The sequence below is a fragment of the Bacillus sp. 1NLA3E genome (genome assembly GCF_000242895.2).
Classification (GTDB): domain Bacteria; phylum Bacillota; class Bacilli; order Bacillales; family Cytobacillaceae; genus Bacillus_BU.
In genome coordinates this window covers 4061701-4086052 of the sequence record NC_021171.1, presented here as the reverse complement: position 1 = coordinate 4086052, position 24352 = coordinate 4061701, and the positions used below count along the sequence as shown (strand labels likewise).

Annotated in this window: 23 protein-coding genes and 1 pseudogene; 11 read left to right on the top strand and 13 right to left on the bottom strand. The window is 37.8% G+C overall.

The annotated features are described in order from the left end of the window. Window positions 1-342: 342 nt before the first annotated feature. Window positions 343-853, bottom strand: a pseudogene (locus tag B1NLA3E_RS25740) (transposase); the annotation flags it as partial. Window positions 854-1328: 475 nt separating this feature from the next. Between B1NLA3E_RS25740 and B1NLA3E_RS19685 the strand changes: the two are divergent. After that, window positions 1329-2528 (top strand): serine-tRNA(Ala) deacylase AlaX, encoded by a 1200-nt coding sequence (locus tag B1NLA3E_RS19685; protein WP_015595574.1) that lies wholly within the window; start codon window positions 1329-1331, stop codon window positions 2526-2528. 173 nt (window positions 2529-2701) lie between these two features. On the opposite strand, the gene B1NLA3E_RS19680 is transcribed toward B1NLA3E_RS19685, so the two are convergent. From B1NLA3E_RS19680 to B1NLA3E_RS19670, 3 genes are all read right to left on the bottom strand, one after another. After that, window positions 2702-3496: a TIGR00266 family protein gene (locus tag B1NLA3E_RS19680; protein WP_015595573.1), complete on the bottom strand. Its 795-nt coding sequence runs from the start codon at window positions 3494-3496 to the stop codon at window positions 2702-2704. Window positions 3497-3655: 159 nt separating this feature from the next. After that, a complete protein-coding gene (locus B1NLA3E_RS19675) occupies window positions 3656-4129 on the bottom strand; it encodes a hypothetical protein (RefSeq protein WP_015595572.1) in 474 nt (157 codons plus the stop codon). A gap of 79 nt (window positions 4130-4208) precedes the next feature. Then, complete coding sequence (locus tag B1NLA3E_RS19670; protein WP_015595571.1) at window positions 4209-5081, bottom strand: cation diffusion facilitator family transporter; 873 nt, start codon at window positions 5079-5081, stop codon at window positions 4209-4211. Window positions 5082-5435: 354 nt separating this feature from the next. Here B1NLA3E_RS19670 and B1NLA3E_RS19665 point away from each other — a divergent pair, with 354 nt between their 5' ends. The 3 genes from B1NLA3E_RS19665 (at window position 5436) to B1NLA3E_RS19655 (ending at window position 7806) form a co-directional block, all read left to right on the top strand. Continuing rightward, entirely contained in the window at window positions 5436-6110 is a 675-nt protein-coding gene (locus tag B1NLA3E_RS19665; RefSeq protein ID WP_015595570.1) for a serine/threonine protein kinase, read from the top strand. A 74-nt stretch (window positions 6111-6184) separates the two neighbouring features. Then, the gene (locus tag B1NLA3E_RS19660) at window positions 6185-6742 is read left to right on the top strand and encodes a hypothetical protein (protein ID WP_015595569.1); all 558 of its coding nucleotides are present in this window, start codon (window positions 6185-6187) and stop codon (window positions 6740-6742) included. A 62-nt stretch (window positions 6743-6804) separates the two neighbouring features. Beyond that, the gene (locus tag B1NLA3E_RS19655) at window positions 6805-7806 is read left to right on the top strand and encodes a Gfo/Idh/MocA family protein (RefSeq protein ID WP_015595568.1); all 1002 of its coding nucleotides are present in this window, start codon (window positions 6805-6807) and stop codon (window positions 7804-7806) included. A gap of 224 nt (window positions 7807-8030) precedes the next feature. Here B1NLA3E_RS19655 and B1NLA3E_RS19650 read toward each other — a convergent pair whose 3' ends face one another. The 5 genes from B1NLA3E_RS19650 to B1NLA3E_RS19635 form a co-directional block, all read right to left on the bottom strand. After that, window positions 8031-8693 carry an FMN-dependent NADH-azoreductase gene (locus B1NLA3E_RS19650; protein WP_015595567.1) on the bottom strand — a complete coding sequence of 221 codons (663 nt, stop codon included), beginning with the start codon at window positions 8691-8693 and terminating at the stop codon, window positions 8031-8033. Window positions 8694-8902: 209 nt separating this feature from the next. Beyond that, the gene (locus B1NLA3E_RS25420) at window positions 8903-9046 is read right to left on the bottom strand and encodes a hypothetical protein (RefSeq protein ID WP_015595566.1); all 144 of its coding nucleotides are present in this window, start codon (window positions 9044-9046) and stop codon (window positions 8903-8905) included. 83 nt (window positions 9047-9129) lie between these two features. Further along, window positions 9130-9885, bottom strand: a complete 756-nt coding sequence (locus tag B1NLA3E_RS19645) for an ABC transporter ATP-binding protein (protein ID WP_015595565.1) — start codon at window positions 9883-9885, stop codon at window positions 9130-9132. Continuing rightward, window positions 9882-10580: an ABC transporter permease gene (locus B1NLA3E_RS19640; protein WP_015595564.1), complete on the bottom strand. Its 699-nt coding sequence runs from the start codon at window positions 10578-10580 to the stop codon at window positions 9882-9884. The genes B1NLA3E_RS19645 and B1NLA3E_RS19640 overlap by 4 nt, the downstream gene beginning before the upstream one ends. Window positions 10581-10683: 103 nt before the next feature. Then, window positions 10684-11610 carry a substrate-binding domain-containing protein gene (locus B1NLA3E_RS19635; protein ID WP_041580705.1) on the bottom strand — a complete coding sequence of 309 codons (927 nt, stop codon included), beginning with the start codon at window positions 11608-11610 and terminating at the stop codon, window positions 10684-10686. Window positions 11611-11852: 242 nt separating this feature from the next. Between B1NLA3E_RS19635 and B1NLA3E_RS19630 the strand changes: the two genes are divergently transcribed. Both B1NLA3E_RS19630 and rodA read left to right on the top strand, forming a co-directional pair. Beyond that, entirely contained in the window at window positions 11853-12620 is a 768-nt protein-coding gene (locus B1NLA3E_RS19630) for a DUF4931 domain-containing protein (RefSeq protein WP_015595562.1), read from the top strand. Between the two features lie 73 nt (window positions 12621-12693). Next, on the top strand, window positions 12694-13866 hold the full coding sequence (gene rodA, locus B1NLA3E_RS19625; RefSeq protein ID WP_015595561.1) for a rod shape-determining protein RodA: 1173 nt from the start codon (window positions 12694-12696) through the stop codon (window positions 13864-13866). A 49-nt stretch (window positions 13867-13915) separates the two neighbouring features. On the opposite strand, the gene B1NLA3E_RS19620 is transcribed toward rodA, so the two are convergent. The 4 genes from B1NLA3E_RS19620 to B1NLA3E_RS19605 all read right to left on the bottom strand — a co-directional run bounded on the left by B1NLA3E_RS19620 (window position 13916) and on the right by B1NLA3E_RS19605 (window position 19466). Further along, window positions 13916-14980, bottom strand: a complete 1065-nt coding sequence (locus tag B1NLA3E_RS19620) for a Ger(x)C family spore germination protein (RefSeq protein WP_015595560.1) — start codon at window positions 14978-14980, stop codon at window positions 13916-13918. Next, window positions 14973-16064: a GerAB/ArcD/ProY family transporter gene (locus B1NLA3E_RS19615; RefSeq protein WP_015595559.1), complete on the bottom strand. Its 1092-nt coding sequence runs from the start codon at window positions 16062-16064 to the stop codon at window positions 14973-14975. Before B1NLA3E_RS19615 ends, B1NLA3E_RS19620 begins: the two co-directional genes overlap by 8 nt. Window positions 16065-16159: 95 nt before the next feature. After that, window positions 16160-17647: a spore germination protein gene (locus B1NLA3E_RS19610; RefSeq protein WP_015595558.1), complete on the bottom strand. Its 1488-nt coding sequence runs from the start codon at window positions 17645-17647 to the stop codon at window positions 16160-16162. Window positions 17648-18497: 850 nt separating this feature from the next. Further along, window positions 18498-19466 carry an ABC transporter substrate-binding protein gene (locus B1NLA3E_RS19605; protein WP_015595557.1) on the bottom strand — a complete coding sequence of 323 codons (969 nt, stop codon included), beginning with the start codon at window positions 19464-19466 and terminating at the stop codon, window positions 18498-18500. A gap of 232 nt (window positions 19467-19698) precedes the next feature. Between B1NLA3E_RS19605 and B1NLA3E_RS19600 the strand changes: the two genes are divergently transcribed. The 5 genes from B1NLA3E_RS19600 (at window position 19699) to B1NLA3E_RS19580 (ending at window position 24345) form a co-directional block, all read left to right on the top strand. Further along, window positions 19699-20703, top strand: coding sequence for a FecCD family ABC transporter permease (locus B1NLA3E_RS19600; RefSeq protein WP_015595556.1), 1005 nt, complete (start codon window positions 19699-19701; stop codon window positions 20701-20703). Continuing rightward, entirely contained in the window at window positions 20700-21755 is a 1056-nt protein-coding gene (locus B1NLA3E_RS19595; protein WP_015595555.1) for a FecCD family ABC transporter permease, read from the top strand. Before B1NLA3E_RS19600 ends, B1NLA3E_RS19595 begins: the two co-directional genes overlap by 4 nt. 72 nt (window positions 21756-21827) lie before the next feature. Beyond that, window positions 21828-22646 carry an ABC transporter ATP-binding protein gene (locus B1NLA3E_RS19590; protein ID WP_041580703.1) on the top strand — a complete coding sequence of 273 codons (819 nt, stop codon included), beginning with the start codon at window positions 21828-21830 and terminating at the stop codon, window positions 22644-22646. Further along, on the top strand, window positions 22646-23401 hold the full coding sequence (locus tag B1NLA3E_RS19585; protein WP_015595553.1) for an IucA/IucC family C-terminal-domain containing protein: 756 nt from the start codon (window positions 22646-22648) through the stop codon (window positions 23399-23401). Before B1NLA3E_RS19590 ends, B1NLA3E_RS19585 begins: the two co-directional genes overlap by 1 nt. A gap of 26 nt (window positions 23402-23427) precedes the next feature. Beyond that, entirely contained in the window at window positions 23428-24345 is a 918-nt protein-coding gene (locus B1NLA3E_RS19580; RefSeq protein WP_015595552.1) for a proline dehydrogenase family protein, read from the top strand. Window positions 24346-24352: the final 7 nt, after the last annotated feature.

Here is a 24352-nt window from a genome sequence, read left to right as displayed (position 1 = left end):
GGTTGCTCTTTTGTCAGATTGTCGAGAAAGAGTATTCTACTCGGCAATTTTTTATTTAGCCTGCTAATTGGCCGGTTGATTTCCGCTCCAGGTGCTTCGCTTTCCGCGGGGCGGGCGCTGAGCCTCCTCGGCGTAAACGCCTGCGGGGTCTCACCTGTCCCGCTACTCCCGCAGGAGTCTTCGCACCTTCCGCTCCAATCAACCTAAAGAATTGCAACACACCATATCCAACCTAGCTAAATGTGTTGCAATCTTTTCTATGTTTTGGCAGGATGCAGTAAGGAGAGCCTGTTCACTTTCATTCTTCAATCCCCGTAATCGGCAGTAATGAAGCCCATGCAGTTCTTCCTGAGTCCGCGAAGCTTCGTTGTTTAGTTCTTCAGAGTATTCACGAGTTTCTATTTCAACCTCTTTTTTTTTAAACTTATGCTTATTTGCATTAGCCTTTAAATGAGTAGAGTCCGAAAATAAAACCCGACACCACCCACCATTTTGTGATTCATTGCTTATAGGACAATCTCGTCAAAAATTTCCTGAAAGATATTGGTATCCTTAAAACCATGTGGACAATTCCAACTAATCGTAGAGTGATGGGGGAACTGGCTCTTTTAACTTTAAGCCTAAAAACCAAGGTAGGCAACGCTCATTCTTATTTCTCTTTCTAATTGTCTCTCGGAGCGAATACCGTAAAGAAAGCCAATATACATCATTTTAAATAGAACAAGTGGATCAGAAGGACGACCGTTATCAGTGTTATAAAAAGGGTGACCTTTTTCAAGAAGAAATGAAAAATAATATATTTTTCAATCTCACGGAGGAGATAATTGTCAGGAACTAATATATCAATAGTCATAAATTCATATTCACTTTGGCTAGACTGTTTTGCCTTAAAATTGATTTTATCACTTATTATTATTTAATGGTTGAGTGGAAGGTTTGTATTGGCACCGACCTGTTGATTGGAGTGGAAGGCGCGAAGACTCCTGCGGGAGCAGCGGGACAGGTGAGATCCCGCAGGAGCGTAGCGACGAGGAAGCTCACCGCCCGCCCCGCGGAAAGCGAAGCGCCTGGAACGGAAATCAACTGACCTATTGAACAGCAAATATTTATTAACAATTAATATTTTTATTATAAAAAATTAACGCGGTGAATTACTAAAGTTTTTAGGGGAAATAATAGACTGTCGAGAGTTTCAAGACAGCCTGAGAGCAACCATAAGGTTGCTCTTTTGTAGTTGTATCAACTGTTTCATGAAATGAGCTTGACCAACCTTGCAGTATCTGTTTATTTTAATATAAATAAATTTTGTATTAGGAAAGAGGATTGCGGTGGAACAAAAGCTATATTATCAAGATGCTTATTTACAGACATTTTCTGCAAAAGTTCGGAAACAGACTCAGGATGAATCCGGAAACTGGTTTGTTGTGTTAGATAGAACTGCATTTTACCCAACAGGTGGGGGACAACCTTTTGACATTGGAACTCTTAACGATATTCAAGTACTAAATGTTGAGGAAATCGAGGGGGAAATCCGCCATTATATTGATCGTCCGATCGCTGAAACAGAGGAGAAAATTTTTGGTGTAATTGATTGGCAGAGACGTTTTGATCATATGCAGCAACATGCTGGTCAGCATATTCTATCTGCAACTTTTGAAGAGTTATTTGAATTCGAAACGGTTAGCTTTCATCTTGGAAAAGAAGTACTTACTATCGATCTAAATACAGATGAATTGAAAGAGGAACAAGCCCAACAAGTTGAAATACGAGCCAATCAAATCATCTTAGAAAATCAACCGATTGATACCAGGTGGGTAAACTCAGCTGAATTATCTCAATATAAGCTTCGTAAGCGGATTTCAGTCACAGAGGACATACGTCTTGTTATTATCCCTGATTTTGATTATAACGGTTGTGGTGGCACGCATCCTAATTCGACCGGTCAGGTAGGGTCATTAAAAATATTGGATTGGGAGCGTCAAAAAAAGAAAATTCGAGTTCAATTTGTATGTGGGAATCGAGTGTTAACTCAGCTTGGGCAAAAGCAAAAAATTCTCAAGCAATTAAGTCCTTTGTTAAATGCGCCTGAAATCGAAATGGCTACTTCTGTAAAAAAAATGCTAGAGACAGCTAAAGAGGTTGATAAAGAATTAGAAGAAGCGCGCGAATCCTTATTGCAGTATGAAGTAATGGAATTGTTGCAAAACGTTAGGTTGGTTGATGGGAATAGGGTCATTAGCAAAGTGTTTCAAAATCGATCCATCCAGGACCTTCAAAGGTTTGGTCGCTTTGTAGCTTCTGAATCGGCAGATGGAGTCGTTATTTTGGTTTCAGAAAATGAGGATCGACTACAATTGGTTTGTGCCCGAGGTTTAGCAGCTAGTGGCAACATGAAGACTATCGTCTCTAAACTTCTGCCAATGATTAATGGAAAAGGTGGCGGAAATGAGGCATTTGCACAAGGTGGTGGAGAGGCTACAATTTCTGGATTGCAACTGCTGGAAAAGGCTCTTACCTTATTGGTATAGGGCATAGAGATATAAATGAAAACAGGGTCCAATCACAATCGATTGGACCCTGTTATATCGTTTCTTTTATTACCAGTCGCCTGGCAAAACGCTTCCGCTTTTCTATCTGTCTAGCTCCAGCGGCTAGGGGCTCGGGGTCATAAGCCCCTGGTCAAGCCGCTTCTGCTTTTCTATCAATCCCCATTAAACATGTCAAATAGTCCTCTGGCGATGCTTCCTTCATCTTTTGAGCCTCCACGATGTGGTGCAGCTGCAAACACACGGCTGGCAAGACGGCTAAATGGAAGCGATTGGATCCAAACTGTTCCTGGGCCTCTTAATGTGGCAAAAAATAATCCTTCACCACCAAATAAAGCTGTTTTAACACCTTTTACAAATTCAATATCATAATTCACACCACTAGTCATAGCCACTAAGCAGCCCGTATCTACACGGATCATGTCACCTGATGCAAGTTCTTTTTTATGTATAGTACCTCCGGCGTGGACAAATGCCAGTCCGTCGCCCTCGAGCTTTTGCATGATAAACCCTTCACCGCCAAAAAAGCCAGCGCCAACTTTTCGTTGAAATTCGATTCCAACTGAAACACCTTTTGCTGCGGCCAAAAACGCATCCTTTTGACAAATGATTTTTCCATTTAACTTACTTAAATCCATAGGAATAACACTACCAGGATATGGTGCGGCAAAAGAAACATGTTTTTTCGTGTTTGCATGGTTGGTAAAAGCTGTCATAAATAAACTTTCCCCAGTTATGACACGTTTTCCAGCGCTGAGTAATTTCCCCATTATTCCTCCAGTTTCGGAACCTTGAGAGCCGTCACCAAAAATTGTTTCCATTTGAATGTCGCCATCCATCATCATAAAGCTTCCTGCTTCGGCTATTACCGTTTCTTGAGGGTCTAATTCAACTTCGACAAACTGCATATCATCGCCATAAATTTTGTAATCAATTTCATGATTGGTCATTTTTAACCCCTCCAACAATAAAGATATTTTTTAACATTATGTTTAAGTTTCAGTTTATATTATATAAGATTTCGTTCTAAAATCATAAAGATAACCAAGAATATAAAAAAAAGAAAGAAGGCCAACTTCCCCATTTATTGGAAAAGTTAGCCTAAAAAGTTAAGATTGTTTTCTAAATCCTTCTTCAAGTAAATATTGCTTGGCCTCATTATAAGAAGGGAAGGTACCATCAAGGTTTAACCCAGCATAAACATTCCACATGTCATCCTCTTGAATGAGGATCAGTTTATGTTTTTCAGCGTCCACCCAACGTTCTTCCACCTCGTCCCCAATGATAGCACTTTCAGAGACAGGTCTTTGTGCAAGAGAAAGAATGGACTCCTGAATAATGGATCTTAAGTCTTGTTTTGAAAAATCACGAATGTTGACCATTCCCTTATCATCAGACTGATATCCACTAATATTTTCCGCATATACAAAGCCATTTCCATTTGGGTGAAGATGATACACTACGTTTTTCTTATCGGTAACACTTTCTTCGTATTGAAAATTCACACGACCTAGTGATACATTTTTTCGTTTAAGTTCAGGAAATGATTCAATAATAGCCAATTTTTCTTCAAAAGTTAACATAGAACCTCCAAAATAAGTTAAATTTATTGCGCCCCCTCATTATATCATTGCACAATGATAGGCACCAAGGTGAGAGGAATTACTTCAATTCATACGGCTCAATATGAACGTGGACAAACGTATTTTTGTGTTCTAACAACATTTTCTTCTCGATATCTTCGGTAATTTTGTGGCTTTCTACTACATTTAGTTTTGGGTTAACTAGGATGGTTGTATCTACATACACTTTGTTTCCATGCTCGCGGGCTTTAATATCTCTTACGTCCAACACGCCATTTGTGTCAGCGACCGTATTCCGAAGTAACTCCAGTTTTTTTTCATCAAATCCATCAGTCAATAATACCGATGCTTCTCGGAAGATGGACAAAGCTGTTTTAATAATAATGATTCCAACAATAATTGCGGTAAAGCTATCTAGCCATAGTAATCCAACCTTAGCCCCAATGATTCCAACAAATGCCCCGACACTCACGAGTGCATCCGATTTACTGTCTTGTGCTGCAGCCATTAAAGAGGAACTGTGTAGTTCTTTCGCCAATTTTCGATTATGTAAAAACACTAGCAATAAAACGATAGCACCAAAAAGTGCAGTCCAAGCAGTAAGCATGTCAGGCTGTGAGTACTCTGACAGTAAAAATGAACGACCTGCATTCACAATAATTTGCAATCCAACTACTGTCATAATAATAGCGGCAATTAACGAAGAAACAGACTCTGCACGGTAATGACCATAAAGATGGTTTTCATCTGCAGGTTTTCTTGATATTCTTAAGCCAATTAGCACAGCAACTGATACTACAACATCGGTTGTATTGTTTAATCCATCAGCCCTTAGAGCTTCTGAATTTCCTATGTAACCTACAATTAGTTTTAGCAGGGAAAGTAAAGTATAGGCAATAATACTAATCCATGCTCCTGTTTCAGCTTTTTTAATTTCTAACGATCTTTCCATCTTCTGACACCCCAATTTGTTTCATTATATCAAATTTAAGATTAGCAAACGATTACCGTGTGGGTCTAGAGAAAAAGTATAGGCTTTGTGCATGATTATTGACCATGAGATAAAAAGTTGGCATGGACCAATTTTTTGCTGGAAAAATTGCCTAAAGGTGAATGTTTGTAAATTAGAACAATACGCTGATATGAGAAAGGTGGCACAATTAAAGCATCTGAGTAAAATCTTTGTTATTTTTTAAAAACAGAGTCGCTATTCTAATTATATTACAACATTTTACAAAGCAAAAAATTTTCATAAAAAATATGGAATAGCTTATTTCATAAATATAAAAGTTACAAAGGAGTTCATATGAAAATAGATGCCTATATACACTTAATTGAACAGGAATTACTTCCCTATATTAACCTAAGAGCTGAAAATATATTTGATCCCATTGAGGTGAACAATTATTCTAAGTCTTGGAAAATAGTTGGAAGTGGAAATTACGCAGCTGTATTTTATCATGATTCTAAACCAGAGTGGGTAGTTAAGGTTTATGGAAGAAATCATGAGGAAATCAAAAAGGAAATTGAGGTATATAAGAAAATTGGTGACCATGAAGCTTATTCTACTCTTTATGCCTTTGGTGAAAACTATTTAGTCCTGAAAAGACTAGAGGGCATAACCTTATTTAATGCTGTGGTTAAAGGAATTCCCATTCCAAAATCCGTCATAAGGGATATTGATAATGCTTTATTATACGCAAAATCGGTTGGACTAAATCCTTATGATGTACATGGAAAAAATGTAGTGATGGACGGGAACAGGGGTTACGTAGTAGATATATCTGACTTTCATAAACTAGGGTATTGCAGCAAATGGCTAGATCTTAAAAAAGCATATGACAAGATTTACAGACCTTTTATCTATCCGTTTCACCCACCCATTCCGTTTTTTATTGTGGATGCTGTTAGAAAAAGTTACCGAAAATATAAAAGAATTAAATCAAAAATAGTCATAAAAGATAAAAATTTTGAAATGTAACAGATATATTATTCCAGTATAATCATAGTTGTACTCATATTAAGAAAAAGTTAAGCATTAAAAGGAGATCTGGAATGAAGAGAACATTACTAATTTCAAGTTTGATCCTCATTGTGGCTGTGGCTATCGGATTTTTTGTTGTAAAGCATTATACACTGTTACTAGATAACAAGGATGAGGCAATAGCGATCAACAAAAGTTATGACTGGAAGGACGATTTTTCCGATAAACGAAGAGTAAGTGGTGCAGCAAAGAATATTTTTATAGGAGAAGTTATCGAACAGGTGGGTACCAAAGATTTTCAAGGTAAGCCAAGTACTCAATATTCCGTCCGGATAACCCAAAATATTAAAGGGGGATTCCTCAATGATATTATTGTCAATCAACAGGGGGGGTACTATAAAGACAGCGGCAAACTTTATTTACTTCAATATGAAAATGATCACTTTTTGAAGCCAGGAAAAATGTATTTGTTTGCAACAGCCCCAGATACTAATGAAGAATGGCAGCAAATGATCCCGAAATATGGGAATACTCCTATAAGTAACGAAAAACAGAAATTTAAACTTATTGACCAATACAAGGAAGCGATTGCTTCCGAAATAAAACCAAACGCTAAAACATGGTGGTAGGATCTCCTTATTCTCTGCTTCAATTATTTAAAATGTGACTATAAAGAAGGTGGGGGATATCATTGGTACGGTTTGGAGTCGTCGGAACAAACTGGATTACAGAAGCATTCATTAAAGCAGCAAGTGACCATCAAGATTTTGCACTAACAGCGGTCTATTCTCGGACAAAAGAACGGGCTGAGGAATTTGCTGGAAAGTTTCAGGTTAAGTCTGTTTATACAGATATAGAAACAATGGCAAGTAGTAACGAAATAGATGCTGTTTATATTGCCAGCCCAAATTCGCTTCATGCAAGACAAACAATTTTTTTCTTAAAACAGGGGAAACACGTACTTTGTGAAAAGCCAGTCGCTTCTAATAAGGTAGAATTACAAGCCATGATTTTAGCAGCTAAGGAGAATGGTGTTTTATTAATGGAGGCGTTAAAATCCTCCTTTTTACCTAATTTTCAAGTTGTCCGAGATCATTTAGACAAGATTGGAAAGGTTAGAAGTTTTTTTGCAAGCTATTGCCAATATTCATCTCGATATGATGCCTATAAAGAAGGTAATATTCTTAATGCCTTTAAACCAGAATTCTCGAATGGTTCAATCATGGATATTGGGATTTACTGCATTTACCCATTAGTGGTGTTATTTGGCAAGCCAGAAAGTGTCCAAGCTACTGGCACCATGCTTGAGTCGGGGGTTGACGGTAAGGGGAGCATTCTCCTGAAATATAAGGAAATGGATGCCATGGTGATGTTTTCAAAAATCACCAATTCTTATCTTCCTGCAGAGATACAAGGTGAAAATGGTAATATCGTCATTGATAAAATCAATATACCTGAAAAGGTTGAAATTCATTATCGAAATGGGGAAGTGGAGGAGCTTACCCAAGCTCAAAAAGAGGGAACAATGTATTATGAAGCGAAGGAATTTATTGAGTTAATAAAGTCGGGTAAAGTAGAGTCGATGATAAACTCGTATGAAAATTCATTAACCGTAATGGAAATCATTGATGAAGCTCGAAAACAAATAGGGGTTGTGTTTCCAGCGGATAAAAATCCAACAGAATTTAAATAAAGGCTCTGTTAATTAAACTAGAATGTTGAATTCCGTTCCAGGCACTCGCTTTCCGCGGGGCGGGCGGTTGAGCCTCCTCGGCGCTAAAGCGCCTGTGGGGTCTCACCTGTCCCGCTGCTCCCGCAGGAGTCTTCGTGCCTGTAACGAAGATCAACATTGAGCTTTAACAGAGCCAAAATAAAAAAAGGCTGTCGAAAATTAAAATCGGCAGCCTTTTTTTATATTTATTGATTCACGGTTTCTTTTGCCATTTTGCGTGCGGCTTCTGCTGCCTTTTCTTTCGCATTTGCCATGATTTCTGGAATTTGTTTCGGGAAGTGGTCCAAACCTTCAGCATAAACAGTTTCCATAACGTTCATTCCTAAAAATTCTAGTGCGGATCTTAAAAAACGGTCCCCGAATTCAAGAGGTTCCATTCGACCAGTAGAGTAGATACCGCCTCGAGTTTGAATGTGAAGTGCCTTTTTATCTGTTAACAGACCTTGTGCACCATCAGCTGCGTAGGTGAATGTCTTTCCAGCAACAAACAGGTTATCTAAAAATGCTTTGAGAATAGCTGGAGAACCTAGGTTCCAAATTGGTGTGACAAACACAAAATAGTCAAACGTAATGAATTCATCAGCCAATGCATGCATTCTTGTAATTTGAGAACGTTCTCGTTCTGTAAGATCTTCTAATTTATAGCCCATAAAGGATAGTTTTGCCCGAGCATATAATAGATCCTCGTCCATTTGAGGCATATCTAAAGTGAATAAGTCCCAGTTAACAATTTCAACATCTGGCTGTTCTTGTCGGAATGTTTCAAGGAATACTTCTCCGATTTGACGGCCTTTTGAGCGTTCAATATCTTTTTTTGGATTTACGGTAATATAAAGTAACTTTGCCACAAGCAACCCATCCTTTTAAAAAATATATAGTTCATAACATTATCATATACAAAACGGGTTTGTTCAACCTTGAACAAGTAGTGAAATTCATGAATTTTATGTGACTACCAACCTATGATCACCAATTATAACCAGCTGTTGTTGCCAATAGATATGCGAATACACAAAATAAAAATGAACGCCAGCAATAATTACCGGCGTTCATTTTTTTAATCAGTGTCTGTCTTATCCTGCTGACTTTTGTTTCGTTTGTTTCCTTTGCTGTTGTCACCACTTATTATTTCATTAGAAAACTCTGCATCTCTTGTGGGTGAGTTCTGGTTTTTACTACCCTTATTATATTTCTTAGTCATGTGCCCAACTCCTTATTAAAATGGTCAAGGATAGTATGCCAAGCAAGCATAACGCTTATGTAAAAAAATGAACGAGATTAACTTTAGCCACGTTTTAATTCTAGTTCAATAATAGGAAGAGTCCACTCATTTAAAAATTCTGCTGTTTTTTCATTCGGGTTGGAGGTGACTTGCTCAGGTGTTCCTGTTTGTTCAATTTGTCCATTGATCATGACAATTAATTTGTCCGTAAGAAATTTAATCTCCAACATGTCGTGACTGATAAAAACAGTTGTCGTTTTCGTCGACTTTAAGATGGATTTTAAATCCTTTAATAACTTCACTTTAGTAGGGTAATCCAAAGCTGAAAAGGGCTCATCCAAAAATAATACCTCAGGCTCTAGTACCATTGCCCTAGCGAGATTCACCCTTTGTGATTCCCCACCAGATAGATGTGAGGCATGTTTATTTGCTAAATGAGAAATATGAAACTTTTCCAACCAAAAATGAACTTTTTCCTCGATGGTCTTCTTATTTTGTTTTCGTAACTTTAACCCAATCGCTACATTTTGAAAAACCGTTGTATTTAGTAATAAAGACTGTTGAAGGGCGATTGCAAATTTCCGACGTTGTTCAAGCGAAAACGACTTTGCTGTGACCATATCCCCGTGATAATAAAGGGATCCATTAGTTGGGTATTCTAGGAATGCCATGATTTTAAGCAATGTGCTTTTTCCAGCTCCATTAGGTCCCATAATACCCAAAACGTCCCCTTGGTTGAGTTGAAGTTCTGGAATCATTAAAATTTTTTGGCCGTTATTATAATATTGGATGTTCTCTAAGCTCAGTAAAGGTTTCATGAAATTCGCTTCCTCTGCTGTAAAAAAGTTAAACAAAAGGTTATGAGGAATGCCATTGTCATTAAAATAAATGATAGCGCAATCGCAATGTCAAAATTTCCTTTTGATACTTCCATCACGATAGATGTCGTTAAAATCCGCGTTTCCCCCAGTAAATTACCGCCTACCATCATAGCAGCACCTACTTCGGCTAAAATTCGGCCAAGACCTGCGATGATCGCCGCAAAAATAGCAATTTTTGTTTCCTTTAATAATAGCCAAACTGTTTGTCCCTTTGTTGCTCCTAAAGCCTTGATTTGTAGGAGTAGCTTTGGATCGATTTGTTGAAAGGCTGTGGAGGTTAATCCTGTAACAATTGGGAGAGAAACAAGAATCTGGGCCAATACAATCGCTGTTGGTGTATATAGTAAAGCAAAGTCTCCCATTGGTCCAGAACGCCAAAGGGTTATGGTGATCCACAGACCGGCAACAACTGGAGGGAGACCCATCCCAATATTAACTAACACTAAAAGAAGCTTTTTTCCAGGGAAATTAGTTAGTCCTAATAAAATCCCGATTGGAATGCCAATCAGCATGCTAAAAAATATTGCAGTAAAAGAAACCTTTAAGGTCAACAAGGTGATAGCTAAAATTTCGCTATCCCCTGTTAAAACCATTTCAAATGCCTTTTTTAGTCCCTCAAATAATAGGTCCATAAAATCTCCGACACCCTTCACTTGAAAAAAATCTATCGCTGTTTACTTTTTCGTGTTTCTCAGGATTCACTTGCATTGGTATAAGAACATTAAGCGTCCCCTGTTAATGTCTATCGTAAATTATTTGTCCTAACTCACTGAAGTCATAGCCCTCCATATTTTTACAACTTTCTAAAAAAGAAGAGGACTGAATAAGATTAATTAAGGTTTCTAAAGCTTCTTTGTTTTGATCGTTCCACCTGAAGACAAGATCAAATTGTTCATTGGTAACGGGGAGAAAATCCAAATCTAGTTGGCTTGCAGCTGAATGGATCCCGAAAGTAACATCTCCCACTCCGCGACTGACAGAGGACGCTGTTGCAAGATGATTCCACTCCTCCGTGCTATAACCTGAAATATCGGTAGGAGCAATATCGTGTAAGGATATATAATAATCAAAAATGAACCTTGTACCGGATCCTTTTTGACGATTAATAAATGTTACGTCCTTACGTAACAAATCCTCAAATTCTAGAATTTTTTTTGGGTTTCCCCTTTTTACAATAAATCCTTGTTCTCTTGCAGCTAGTCTTAAAACCGTAATAGGTTCATGTACAAAAAGCTGATTAATAAACGGAATATTATATGTTTGTGAGGCAGGGTCCAATAAATGAATCGCTGCAACGTCTGAATCACCGTGGTATAACGTCATCAATCCTTCTAAACTACCGATGAAAGCAGGCTGCAATGAAAGGGAGGTGATTTTTGTTCGTGCAAATTTAAGTAAATGTTCAATGACAAAGTCATGACTTCCCGTTATTTTAATAGGGTATTTATGTAATGAGTTTTCAGGAGTCTTATTTTTTTTTTCAACTCTTGGTGCCGCTTTCATGTCTTCTTTGAAGCGGTCAACTTCTGATTGTTCAATCCTCATCTTATTGCCAACCTTGAAAGCGTTCAATTCACCTCTCTTTATCAACTCGTAAACGGTATGCTTGGAAATTTTGAAAATCCCAGCAATTTCATCTGGTGTAAATGTCTGATCTTCCAATTTGGTTCCCTCCTGCCAATTCCTCATTTTATTATAAAAGAAGTTTGGTGCCGTTTCTATGTATTTTGGTTTAGAATCATTTAGTTTTATTTGGTTCTGTTTTGTTTTGTTACATTTATTCACAAAATAGCCTTATACCAGAAATATAGTGAAACAAAGCTAAATCGGATACCGTCTAAGAAATAAATGATAAAATAAAGAGTGCTTCATTAGAAGATTATTTAATTAAAGGGTGAGTTTATTTGGAGAGTACTCATTTATTTTTTAATATCGCAATTGGAAGAGGAAAACCAGAAAATATCCGAAATAAAGAACAAAGCTGTCCATTTTGTGCAAGAAATGAGCTTACAGACATTATCGCTGAACAAGGATCAATTATATTACTAAAAAATAAATATCCAGTCTTAGAAAATGCCTTTCAAACTGTCTTAATCGAAACCGATGATTGCCAAGCAGATCTTTCAAGTTATTCAAGGGAACATCTTGTGAAATTATTTGAGTTTGGACTAAACCAGTGGAGTTCGATGGAGGAGAGTGGGCAATTTTCTTCCGTTTTATTTTTTAAAAACTATGGTCCATTGTCAGGAGGGAGTATCGCCCACTCCCATATGCAAATTGTTGGTTTATACGATATCAACTACCAAGAGAAGCTGAAACCAGAAAGCTTCAACGGAATCACAATATCTGAAAATAATGGGGTAAGCCTTATTCTTTCTACACATCCACAAATTGGTTTTTATGAATTTTACATTCGGATGTCAAACAAGAAAGAACTGGGTACTTTTTCTTACTATGTCCAGAAAGTGGTTCAATATCTATTACATGGATTTCCCTTTCGTTGTAATAGCTACAATTTATTCTTTTATCAATATCAAGATGAAACAATTGCTAAGGTGATCCCACGGTTTATCACAACGCCTATATACATCGGGTACTCTATTCCTCAGTTGCCGAATAATCTGGAATGGATGGCGGAGGATATTAAAAGGCGTTATTTTTTCGAGTTGTGATTTTCCTCCAATAAAAATATAATGAAAGAATGTATTTAGAAATTGTTTAATTAGATTAGGGGAATGAATAGATATGTCTTCCAACCAAAAACCGACGCCTAGGCTTGATTATGGTCTGGTCTTAATATTATTTTTACTGTTTTTAGCTAGTTGTGTTGCCATCTACAGTGCACAAGCATCTGGTCAGTACAAAGAGAACTTTTTATTAAAACAAATAGTATGGTATGTAGTAGGAACGGGAATAATTGCCGCGGTCATTTCTCTAGATTCTGACCAATTAAAAAAGATTTCATGGTATGCTTACGGACTTGGTTTAGTATTATTGGCATTTTTAATGGTTGCTCCAACTAGTATTGCACCTTTAATCAATGGGGCAAAAAGCTGGTATAAAGTGCCAGGAATGGGCTCGTTGCAGCCTTCTGAGTTGGTTAAAGTATTCCTTATTTTGGTAATAGCTAGAGTGATTAAAGACCATCATCAAAAGAATATAATTAAAACGATTAAAACCGATTTCTGGCTGTTGATAAAGATTGGATTGGTGACCTTTGTACCTTTAATTCTTGTCATGCAGCAGCCTGACCTTGGAACTTCACTTGTGTTTATTGCTATTATGGTCGGAATGATTTTTATTTCCGGTATCAGCTGGAAGCTTTTACTTCCGATTTTCGGAACAGGGATTATGTTAGTTGTAGGAATTTTTTACCTAGTCCTGTCTAAACCTGATTTGCTGGAAAAAACGTTAGGTGTGAAGGAGTATCAATTTGGCCGAATTTATTCTTGGCTGGATCCTTATAATTATCAGAGTTCAACTGGCTTCCAGCTCACTCGGTCACTGCTTGCTATTGGTTCTGGTGAAACAGTAGGAAAGGGCTATGGTAATCGGGAAATATATTTACCTGAAAGTCAAACAGACTTTATCTTTAGTGTCGTCGGTGAGGAATTTGGGTTTGTTGGGGCAAGTGTGCTCGTTAGTTTGTTCTTCCTGTTGATTTACCATATAACGAAAGTTGGAATGGAAACGAAGAATGATTTTTACACTTATGTATGTGTAGGGGTTATTAGTATGATAACGTTTCACGTCTTCCAGAATATTGGAATGACGATTGGCTTATTACCGATTACCGGGATCCCACTGCCTTTTGTTAGCTATGGAGGTAGTTCTTTGATGGGGAACATGCTGGGAGTAGGCTTGATTTTTTCAATTCGCTACCACTATAAAAAATATATGTTCTCAACTTCAGAATAAATAAAAAAGCGGAGGTTGGTCAAGATAAGTGACCAGCTTCCGCTTTTCTTTATTCAATTACCCCGGCTTCGATGATATCCGCGTCGGTCTTTACTTTAACCACAAGATTTTCATACTCTTTTTCCCATTCCGCAGGATTGAAATGTCTGGTCTTTGTTTTTGCAAAATGCCCTAAGCCAATCGGGTCAATTCCAATATCCTTAAAATGATTGATTAATTTTAGGCACTCTTGGTTTACTACCTTTTCTAACTTTTTTTCAATCATGAGGGTTTCCTTATGTGAGAGCTTATTCCCGGAATACTCCCGAATAGCTCCTTTGATTTTAATGTGAATCGTAATCTCAAGAGGTCCTTTTTTAGACATCACAAGCTTATGGTTGGATTTGATACTTCTAACGGCTGCTTGATTTCCATCTACCTTTATTTTATAGGTTCCCTGACTATATTTATCAGCTAGAAGCTTGAAAAAAAACATCTTGTTCGGTGTGATGACATCTACTATTTTATCTTTTTTAAATAAACTAATACCGTTTACTTCCATCTTATTAGAGCCGATTTTTTTGATTCTTGGTAAAAATGGGTCTTTTCCAGTTTGGAAAAAATCATAAATAAACATGTGTAAATTAGTCGTAGGCAAATCACGTGTTTCCATATTTTGTTTTATTAAATTTGCGAAATAAGTAGCATTTCCTCTAGAACCATAATCTTGTTTGAGTAGATCGATAGCTTTTCCATCGACCACTACCAAGTAAAGCCTCTCTCCAATGGTAGCATCTCGCTGGAAGGCATCAATAAGGTCAATTATCCCGTTTTGAGCTAATTTTTCTCCAAACATGACTATCTCTAGACTACCGATTACTAATGGATCCGGTGATTGCCGTTGCATTTCTATAAAAAGTTCACGATTCATCGTTGATATGGATGTAAACGTGACATTTTTAACAGACTTATCTGCCATGTAACGGGGAACCAATGCCGTTCCTAATATTTGTTGACCTTTATAATGGTCAAAGCCGAGGCCACTCTCAATGCTAATATCATCTAATATTTCTTTTCTGACACAACCTGAGAGCAGCAACATGATCAAAATAACAGAAGTGACTCTCTTACCCATGTTTTTTCACCTTCTTGGCAATCATGATGGCTATGAATAAACCGGGGACATATACAAAGTCAAAAATAAAGCTCATATTACCCAAAAAGTCACCTAGGATACTGATTTGAATTCTTGTAGTCAATAAACTTGAAGCAATTAAGCAAACAACAGTGGCACCTATTACTCCAGTCCGCTGTCGAATATGGAAAATTTGCTTACATAATCGACCGGCAATCCAAAGTGAGATACAAACGTTAGGCAAAACAATTAGGTTCCAGTTGGCGATTCCAACATATTCAAAACGTGCTACGAACGGAAGCTCAACAATTTTCCACATGTTTAATGTAGGCCATATCGTTTCTTGAAGTTGTTTTTCGGAAAAGTAGGCAAACGTAATAAGTGTCAGAATGGTATAAAAAACAGTTGTAGTTAATGCTGATAGATGGGCCCACTTCTTGGATTTGTTTGGATCCTTAATGAACGGATAGATAAATAGCAGGGTTTCGTACCCAGTATAAGTTAGCGACATATGAAAGAACGCATTCTTCATATCTTTAAACGAATGATCTAAGATTGGTTGGATATTGGTGAAATCGCTAAAACGTATTGTATAAGAAAAAGTGAATATTAAATAGGCAGGTAAAACGAATCCAAAAAACGCAATCCCGGTCACGGTGCGAATGCCACCAAACACAATGTAAACACAGAGAATCAAAAAGGCGAAGGAAAACCTGAATATGCTGATGTCAGGGAACATCCATACTTGGATAACCTCAACAAAGGATCTCAATACTGTTGTGGCATAAAGACAAAAATAGCCAATGAAAATGGCACTGATGATTTTCCCAAATATTTTCCCGAAGATATATTGATTTGCATGGAAAAGATCACCTTCAGCTGTTTCAACGATTTTGTACATCATCCATAAAATCACATGAATAATGAGACCAGCAACAAGGACGGAGATCCAAGCATCATAACCAGCATCCTTTGCTATTATGCGCTGAAAGCTAAGGACACCAATGCCAATCTGCATCCCAATAATTAGATAGTAAACAAGAAAAGGGGATATCTTTACATTTTCTGCGACCTCTTGCTTCATCCCTAATCCCCTCCTTCTAAAAAAATGGAAAACTTTACTACAGACTAAGTATGTCCCACTTTACCTACCCGAAGTATGCTGATTGAAGTTTCAATTTATTCATCAATATCCTTCTTTTTCTTGGCCTTTTGTTTATTAAAACGGTCTGGCTTTTCAGTCCGTAAATAACTTGGTCTTGTTGACAGTTGGCTAAAAGAGAGTCGAACAAATGCATCTTTAATATCCGCCATTCTTGGAGGGTAAATGGGTTCCAAAAAGGGTCTACCTAATGATTTAAGCCTTAACAAATGGGTCATTAATAAACAAAAGCAAAAGACAATTCCTACTAACCCCCATAGCTCTGCAAAAATCATAAAGGGAAATCGCAACAAACGAATGGTATTACTCATTTTATAAACAGGTGTTGTAAAAGACGCAAGGGCAGACAGCGCAACGATAATTAATAGGACATTACTTGTAAGGGCTGCCTCCACAGACGCTGTTCCAATTACGATTCCACCTACGATGCCCATGGTTTGTCCAACCTTAGTTGGCAATCGGGCTCCAGCTTCCCTGAGTAGTTCAATCGTTAGTTCTAAAAACAATGCTTCTAAAATAGGTGGAAGAGGAATTAATTGTCGAGATGATACGAGTGTAATTAATAGGTCTCTTGGTATTAGCTCATAGTGATAATTAAGGGTTGCGACATATATGGGTGTTATTAATATCGAAAAGGCTACCGAAAATAAACGAATTAATCGAAAGAATGATGCCACTATCCAATTCAAAAAATAATCTTCAAAGGAACTAAAAAATTCAACTAGAGTGGTTGGTGCGATAAGTACTTGCGGAGATCCGTCAACAACTATGGCCACTTTTCCTTCTGCAAGAATTGCCGCAACACGATCAGGTCTTTCTGTATCCAATAATTGAGGAAAGGGTGAATTTCCATTATCGGATATGAGTTGAACTAAATAAGAACTATCTGTGATCATATCAAACTGAAGGTCCCCAATCCGTTGTTTCACGGTCTTTACGTTTTCTTTATCGGTAATTCCATCAATATGAAGGATAGCAATCTTTGTTTTTGACAACTTCCCGACTTGAAGTTCTTCTACAATTAACTCTTTTATAGGTATCCGTTTCCTAATAAGGTTCAGGTTTTGTCCAATTGACTCGACGAAGGATTCCTTAGGACCAAGAACACTGAACTCAATCTCAGGTGTCGTTATGCTCCGAACAAGCTCTTTGTGAGCCGCGATAAAAGCCATCGTTTTGTTTGTTGATTCGATTGTGAGTAAAACGTAGCCATTAAATATTTTTTGCTCAACTAAACTAATATCCTCACTAATTTGAATGTCTGAGATTGGAACGATTTTAACGATATCCTCAAGAGATTGGAAAGCTTGTTCTAATAAATAAGGCAAAACACTTTTCTGGAGGATACTTTCATCAATCAGATTTGAGATAAAGGCTAGTTGAAAACGTAGATTGGTTTTTTGATTAACAAACTCAATTCGCTTATAATCGCTAGAATTTGATAATTTCTGTTCAAGATCAGATTGCTCGCTTGATTTTTTTTTGAACCAATTCATGATGTTCATCACCTGCCTAGTTGTGCATGCTTGTATTGTTTCCATTACAGGAAATGTTATGAATAAATAGAGAAAATTTTAACGGGATTGAGAGTTAGCGGGATATTGTTAGAAATTTGAAATGTGTGTAGGTAAACAAAACAAGTTAAACAGAACAAAAAAAGCTGACAGAAGTGTCAGCTTTTCAGATTGTCGAGAAAGGTTATTTTCTCGGCAATTTTTTTGTCAGAACATCGATTTTTAATATTAGATTATCTATGCAATGGGACCTGTTGATCTCCGCTCCAGGTGCTTCGCTTTCCGCGGGGCGGGCGGTGAGCCTCCTCTGCGCTAAAGCGCCTGCGGGGTCTCACCTGTCCCGCTACTCCCGCAGGAGTCTTCGCACCTTCCGCTCCAATCAACAGGGTACAAATCAACCTATAGATTTGCAACATACCTTATCGAATCTGGAAAATTGTGTTGCTATTATGTTTTGGCAGTCACCAGTAAGGAGAGCCTGTTCACTTACATTCTTCACTTCCCTTAACTGGCACATAACATCAATAAACATCATTTAAAAGGCTGTTTTCGTAAACTTTGGTGCTCTCTGAACTTATATGGTCCCACTCACTGATCAAAGAGCCGTATTGATCCAGGATAAACCAAAAATCGATATAATTGTCAATCAAGCGACGAAGAAGGTGATCGCCTGGAACGGAAATCAACAGCCCTCTTGAACAGCCTATTTATTAATAAATAAACTTGGTGTATCACTAAAGCGTTTAAGCAAAATAATAGGCTGTCGAGAGTTTCTCGACAGCCTGAGCTGACAGAAGTGTCAGCTTTTTTAATCTATTACTAAAAGGGGAGGGGGAACAATTTATTTTAAAAACGTTTTTTCTATATCACCTAACATAATGTTTGCTGCGATAACGCCACCAGCAGTATTCCAGGTTACGTCATCAACCTTATGAACATTTCCTTTTTTCGCTACTTCAAGATTTTTGAAGAGAGGATCCTCAAGCCATTCTTTCTCTAGTTGAGTTGCTTCTCCATTGCCAGTATCGTACGTAAAATAGAAGAGAATATCGCCATCCATTGCCGATAGGCGTTCTTTCGTAACATTTCTTTCGGCGAAATCATTGACATTTTGACTTTCAGGACGTGCGAATCCAAGAGAATCAAGGATTACTCCTGAGAATGTATCTTTATGATAGATTCTTACATCACCTGCCATAAAGCGGACCATCGAAATTTTCATGCTTAGTTTATCACCAAGTTTCTCTTTTAAACTAGCAATTCTTTTCTGATATTTACCAAGAACTTCATTTCCTTTTTCTTCTTTATTCAAAGCTTTTGCGTATAGTTTAAAGTTCTCTTGCCAATCGCCTCGCAGGGTTTCTGCATAAATGGTTGGAGCAATAGCTGATAGTTGCTCATAGATGTTTTCTTGGCGCATTTTGTTTCCTATGATAAGGTCTGGCTTTAAGGCTGCGATGGCTTCCACATTTACTTGTGATTCAACTCCGACTACTTGAACACCTTTCATATCCTTAGAAATATGATCATACCAAGGATCCCCAGTCCATGATTGAACCGCACCAACAGGTTTAACTCCCATCGCTAATAGAGCTTCAGTTCCTTCGTTTGTTAAAATAACCACTCGTTTAGGAGCTTTTTCTAGTGTTGTTTCGCCCATGGCATGTTTAACTGTATAGCTTGTATCCTCAGTTTTAGTGTCAGTTGCTTTTTTCTCTCCAGTTTTGTCAGCGTCATTGTTGCCACAAGCAGCTAACAAAAGAATGGCCGTTAAAAAGAGAAGAGAGAGTGGTAGCTTGAAATTTTTCATTGTATGTATCCTCCTAGTGGTAATGATAATCATTTTCAATTACAATGTAATCTTAAAATCAAATGCTAATGTTTGTCAACAACTAATTGAAAATTATTCTCATTATCTGATAGATAATTTATGGGTGTTAAAATTCTAATTGAAAATGATTATCAAACTCATTGACAGATTTTTTTCGATCCAATAGACTGATATTTGACATGATATTTTTATACTAAAGAAGGTTTTAACGATGTTATTGAAAAATACACAACATAAATGGGCGGGATTAATTTTCACAATTGCTTTTCTATTTTTATTGATGTGTGCAAGTGTGGTTTATGGATATACAGACACAACTTGGAAAATGGCCTTCGATTCATTTACGAATTTTAATGGGACAAATGAACATCTAATCATCCAAACAGTTAGACTCCCGCGGGCACTCATTGCAGCCGCTGTTGGGGGAAGTTTGGCTATAGCCGGAGTGCTATTGCAAGCGTTGACGAAAAATCCACTTGCCTCCTCAGAATTTTTCGGAGTTAACGCAGGTGCTGGCTTTGCAGTAGTGATAGTAGTAACCTTCCTATCTCTTAGTAACCTCCAGGTTTTCACATGGGTATCATTTTTAGGAGCGGCTGTGGCTGCAATTAGTGTTTATCTAGTTGGTTCAGTTGGTAGAGAAGGGCTAACGCCAATGAAACTCACCCTAGCAGGAGCAGCAATGACAGCATTGTTCTCCTCCTTAACCCAGGGTTTACTTGTATTAAATGAATCTGCCTTAGAACAAGTGCTTTTTTGGCTAGCTGGTTCGGTCTCCGGTAGGAAACTTGAAAATTTAACCGCAGTTCTTCCTTACTTAACGATTGGTTGGGTTGCCTCTCTGCTCATTTCATCTAAACTAAATGTTTTTGCAATGGGTGAAGACGTTGCTAAAGGCCTAGGTCTGAATACCACGATCACAAAAATAATGGCTGTGATGATTGTTATTTTACTATCAGGTGGTGCTGTAGCTGTTGCTGGACCGATTGGCTTTATTGGGATTGTGATTCCCCATTTAACTCGTCCAATCGTCGGAAATGACCACCGTTGGGTTATTCCGTACTCAGGGTTACTAGGAGGAATCCTGTTAATTTCTGCTGATATATCTGCGAGATATATTGTCATGCCCGAGGAAATGCCCGTGGGAGTTATGACGGCGATCATTGGAACTCCATTCTTTGTTTATATAGCGAGAAAGGGGTTCAATGGATCATGAAACAGTATAAAAGTATCCGTGGATTAAAGGGAAAGATTTCTTTTTTAATCGATAAACGATCATTAAACATTTTTATCGGCTTATTGCTGACTACTGCTGGGGTATTTATTATGAGTACTGGTCTAGGCGAATTAAAAATCAGTCCATTTAGAGTGCTACAAGTTTTCTTTGGTGGAGGGACTGAGATGGATCGTCTTATTATCCATTCCTTCCGTTTACCAAGGATAATTGTCGCTATGATGGTTGGAATGGGCTTAGCAGTAGCAGGTGGGATCCTCCAAGGGATGATCAGAAATCCGCTGGCTTCTCCCGATATTTTAGGGATTACTGGTGGTGCCTCCGTTGCAGTAGTAGGATTTTTAGCAGTATTTAGTAATGAGAGTAATGCTTTAACCGTAAGTATAAAATGGCTACCCGTTGCAGCTTTTGTTGGGGCAGCCATCGTCGCTTTCCTGGTTTATTTCCTAGCTTGGAAAAATGGTGTATCCCCCATTAGGCTTGTCTTAATTGGTATCGGCATCATGACACTGATGAAAGCTCTGACCACTTTAATGATGGTGTTTGGGCCAATTTATCAAGCAAGTCAGGCAAATATTTGGATAACAGGGACTGTGTATGGTTCTAATTGGAATAATGTCTATATACTTGTTCCTTGGATTTTGTTCTTATTAATGATTTCCTTCATTTATGCAAGAAATGTAAATATTCAAGAGCTTGGTGATGAGCTTGCGATTGGCGTGGGTGGGAGCGTTCAGCGCCAACGCTTTATTTTGTTAATGATAAGTACCGGCCTTATTGGTAGCTCTGTTGCCTTTGCGGGCGGAATTGGATTTGTTGGTTTAATGGCTCCACATATGGCAAGAAGATTAGTCGGTTCAGCTTTTGGGGCGTTGTTACCAGTATCCGCTCTGCTTGGTGCCATATTAGTCATGCTAGCTGATCTAATTGGGAGAACTGTATTTTCACCATTAGAGGTACCGGCAGGTGTGTTTACTGCAAGTATTGGAGCACCATATTTTATTTACCTTTTATTTAAAACAAAAAATTCCTAGTGGTTTTTGTTTTATGATTGTTACCACGTTGTAGATAAAAATTGATGCTCATAAAATAAAGGAGATGGTGAAATGATGCATGCAATTCAAACAGAAAAACTAACTCTTTCATATGGAGACAGCATCATTATCAATGAGCTTAATCTAGAAATCCCCAAGGGTGAAATTACTGTTTTTATCGGGGGGAATGGCTGTGGTAAATCAACGCTCCTTCGCTCAGTGGCGAGATTGCTTAAACCAAAATCAGGTACAGTTTTGCTTGATGGCGCAGCAATAGCAAGTTTGTCCACAAAGGATGTTGCTAAGAAAATGGCGATACTTCCTCAATCTCCGACTGCACCAGAAGGGTTAACGGTTTTACAGTTAGTAAAGCAAGGGCGTTATCCCTACCAATCATGGTTAAAACAATGGTCAACGGAAGATGAAGAAAAAGTAAATCAAGCTTTTAAGGCTACTGGAATTGAACACTTACGCGATCGCACGGTTGATTCACTATCTGGTGGACAGAGACAACGCGCTTGGATTGCCATGACTTTAGCACAGGACACTGAAGTTCTCCTTTTGGATGAACCAACTACTTATTTAGATATGACCCACCAAATTGAAATCTTGGATTTATTATTTGAACTAAATGAGCGAGAAAATCGAACAATTGTCATGGTGCTTCACGATCTAAATTTAGCCTGTCGTTACGCGCATAATATCGTTGCGATTAAAGATCAAAAAATTTATGCTGAGGGAAAACCTGAGTATGTTGTTAATTGCAGCATGGTGAAAAACGTATTCGATATGGAATGCCAAGTAACAGTTGACCCATTATTTGGAACACCTCTTTGTATTCCCTATGGTAGGGGGAGACGTATTATTAAGGAAGAGGTTGTGGCTAATTAATGATTAGTAAACTAAGTGAACAAGAAATTTCCATCCTCAAGGGGATGAGGTTTACCGATAGAAAAATGGAATCCGATCTGTCTATTGAATTACAGGTAATATACGAAGATGATAAGAGATTAGTTAAATACTTGCAGAACATAAAACAAGAAGTAGGGTCACCGAATGATAAAGTGGCTGCATCCATCTTTATAAAACGCTATGCCTATTTGGCTGTGATTTACCTTTTTTCGATGACAGCTTGGAATAAACGGTTAAATATTTCAATACCAAATATAACCATTGTATCTGCTAAACGAGATGGCTTATGGCTCCCCTGCTTATATTTGAAGGACCTTTCATTTAACGAGGCAAATAGGATGAATCGGGAGGATTGGCGGCGTGAGTCAGTAGCAGAATTGTTTAAGAACCATTTCTTTCCTTTGATAAATTGCTTGGTCAAGACAACGAAGATATCGAAAATCATCCTTTGGGAAAACATAGCCATTTATATCTTTTGGCTTTATGAATCAGTGCTATCCAAAAATGAAGATTCAATGGTAAGGGATCAAGCGCAAAAGGACCTGGATTTCATCTTGAATGACGCATCGGGTGCCCTATTTGGCGACAATCATCAAAATCCATTAACAAAATATTATTCTAAACCAGTATTAAATGCTGAACTTAACCGAGAAATACGTCTAAGAAAAACGTGTTGTTCTTCTTACCAATTGGAAGTTTATCCAAAAATGTGTAAAACCTGTCCACGAAATTAAGAATATTTTTTGGGAGGGCAACAGCGATGGAGCAATTAATGAGAGAATTTTTCTTGTTTTTATCAAAAAATAAATCATTAACAAAGCTGGCAAGAAAATATGGCCTCCATTTCGGTGCATCTCGTTTTGTTGCAGGTGAATCGATTGGTCGTGCCGTTCATGTGATTAAGGAACTAAACCAAAAAGGACTAATGGTCACCCTTGACTATCTTGGAGAATTTGTTGACAACGAAATTGAAGCAAATGACAGGGTAAATAAGACAATTGAGGCCATTGAGGTGATAGGGCGCGAAGGGATTAATTCACAGCTTTCGTTAAAAATGACTTCAATGGGTTTAGATATTTCTGAAGATATAGTCTTAAAAAATATGCGGCGAATTCTTGAAGTAGCATCAAGAAATGATGTGTTTGTTACTATTGATATGGAAGATTTTAATCGCTGTCAGAAAACAATCGATATTTTTAAAATACTAAAATCCGAATATGCCCATGTAGGGACGGTTATTCAGGCCTATTTATTCCGATCTGCGTTCGATATCGAGGATTTAAATAAATTTTCTCCAAATCTTCGTTTGGTAAAAGGGGCTTATAAGGAATCTGCAGAAGTTGCCTTCCCAGAAAAAAAGGATGTTGACGAAAACTTTAAGAAAATCATTAAAATGCATATATTAAATGGCAATTATACAGCAATAGCAACTCATGATGACGCGATAATTGAGTATACAAAACAAATTGTGGGTGAATACAATATCCCAAATGAACGGTTTGAATTTCAAATGTTATATGGGATTAGACCGGAAAGACAACTGATGCTTGTACAAGAGGGCTATAAAATGCGTGTCTATGTCCCTTACGGAACGGACTGGTATGGATATTTCATGCGACGTTTAGCTGAGCGCCCAGCCAATGTGGCCTTTGTTTTAAAGGGGATGTTAAAAAAATAATCATGGA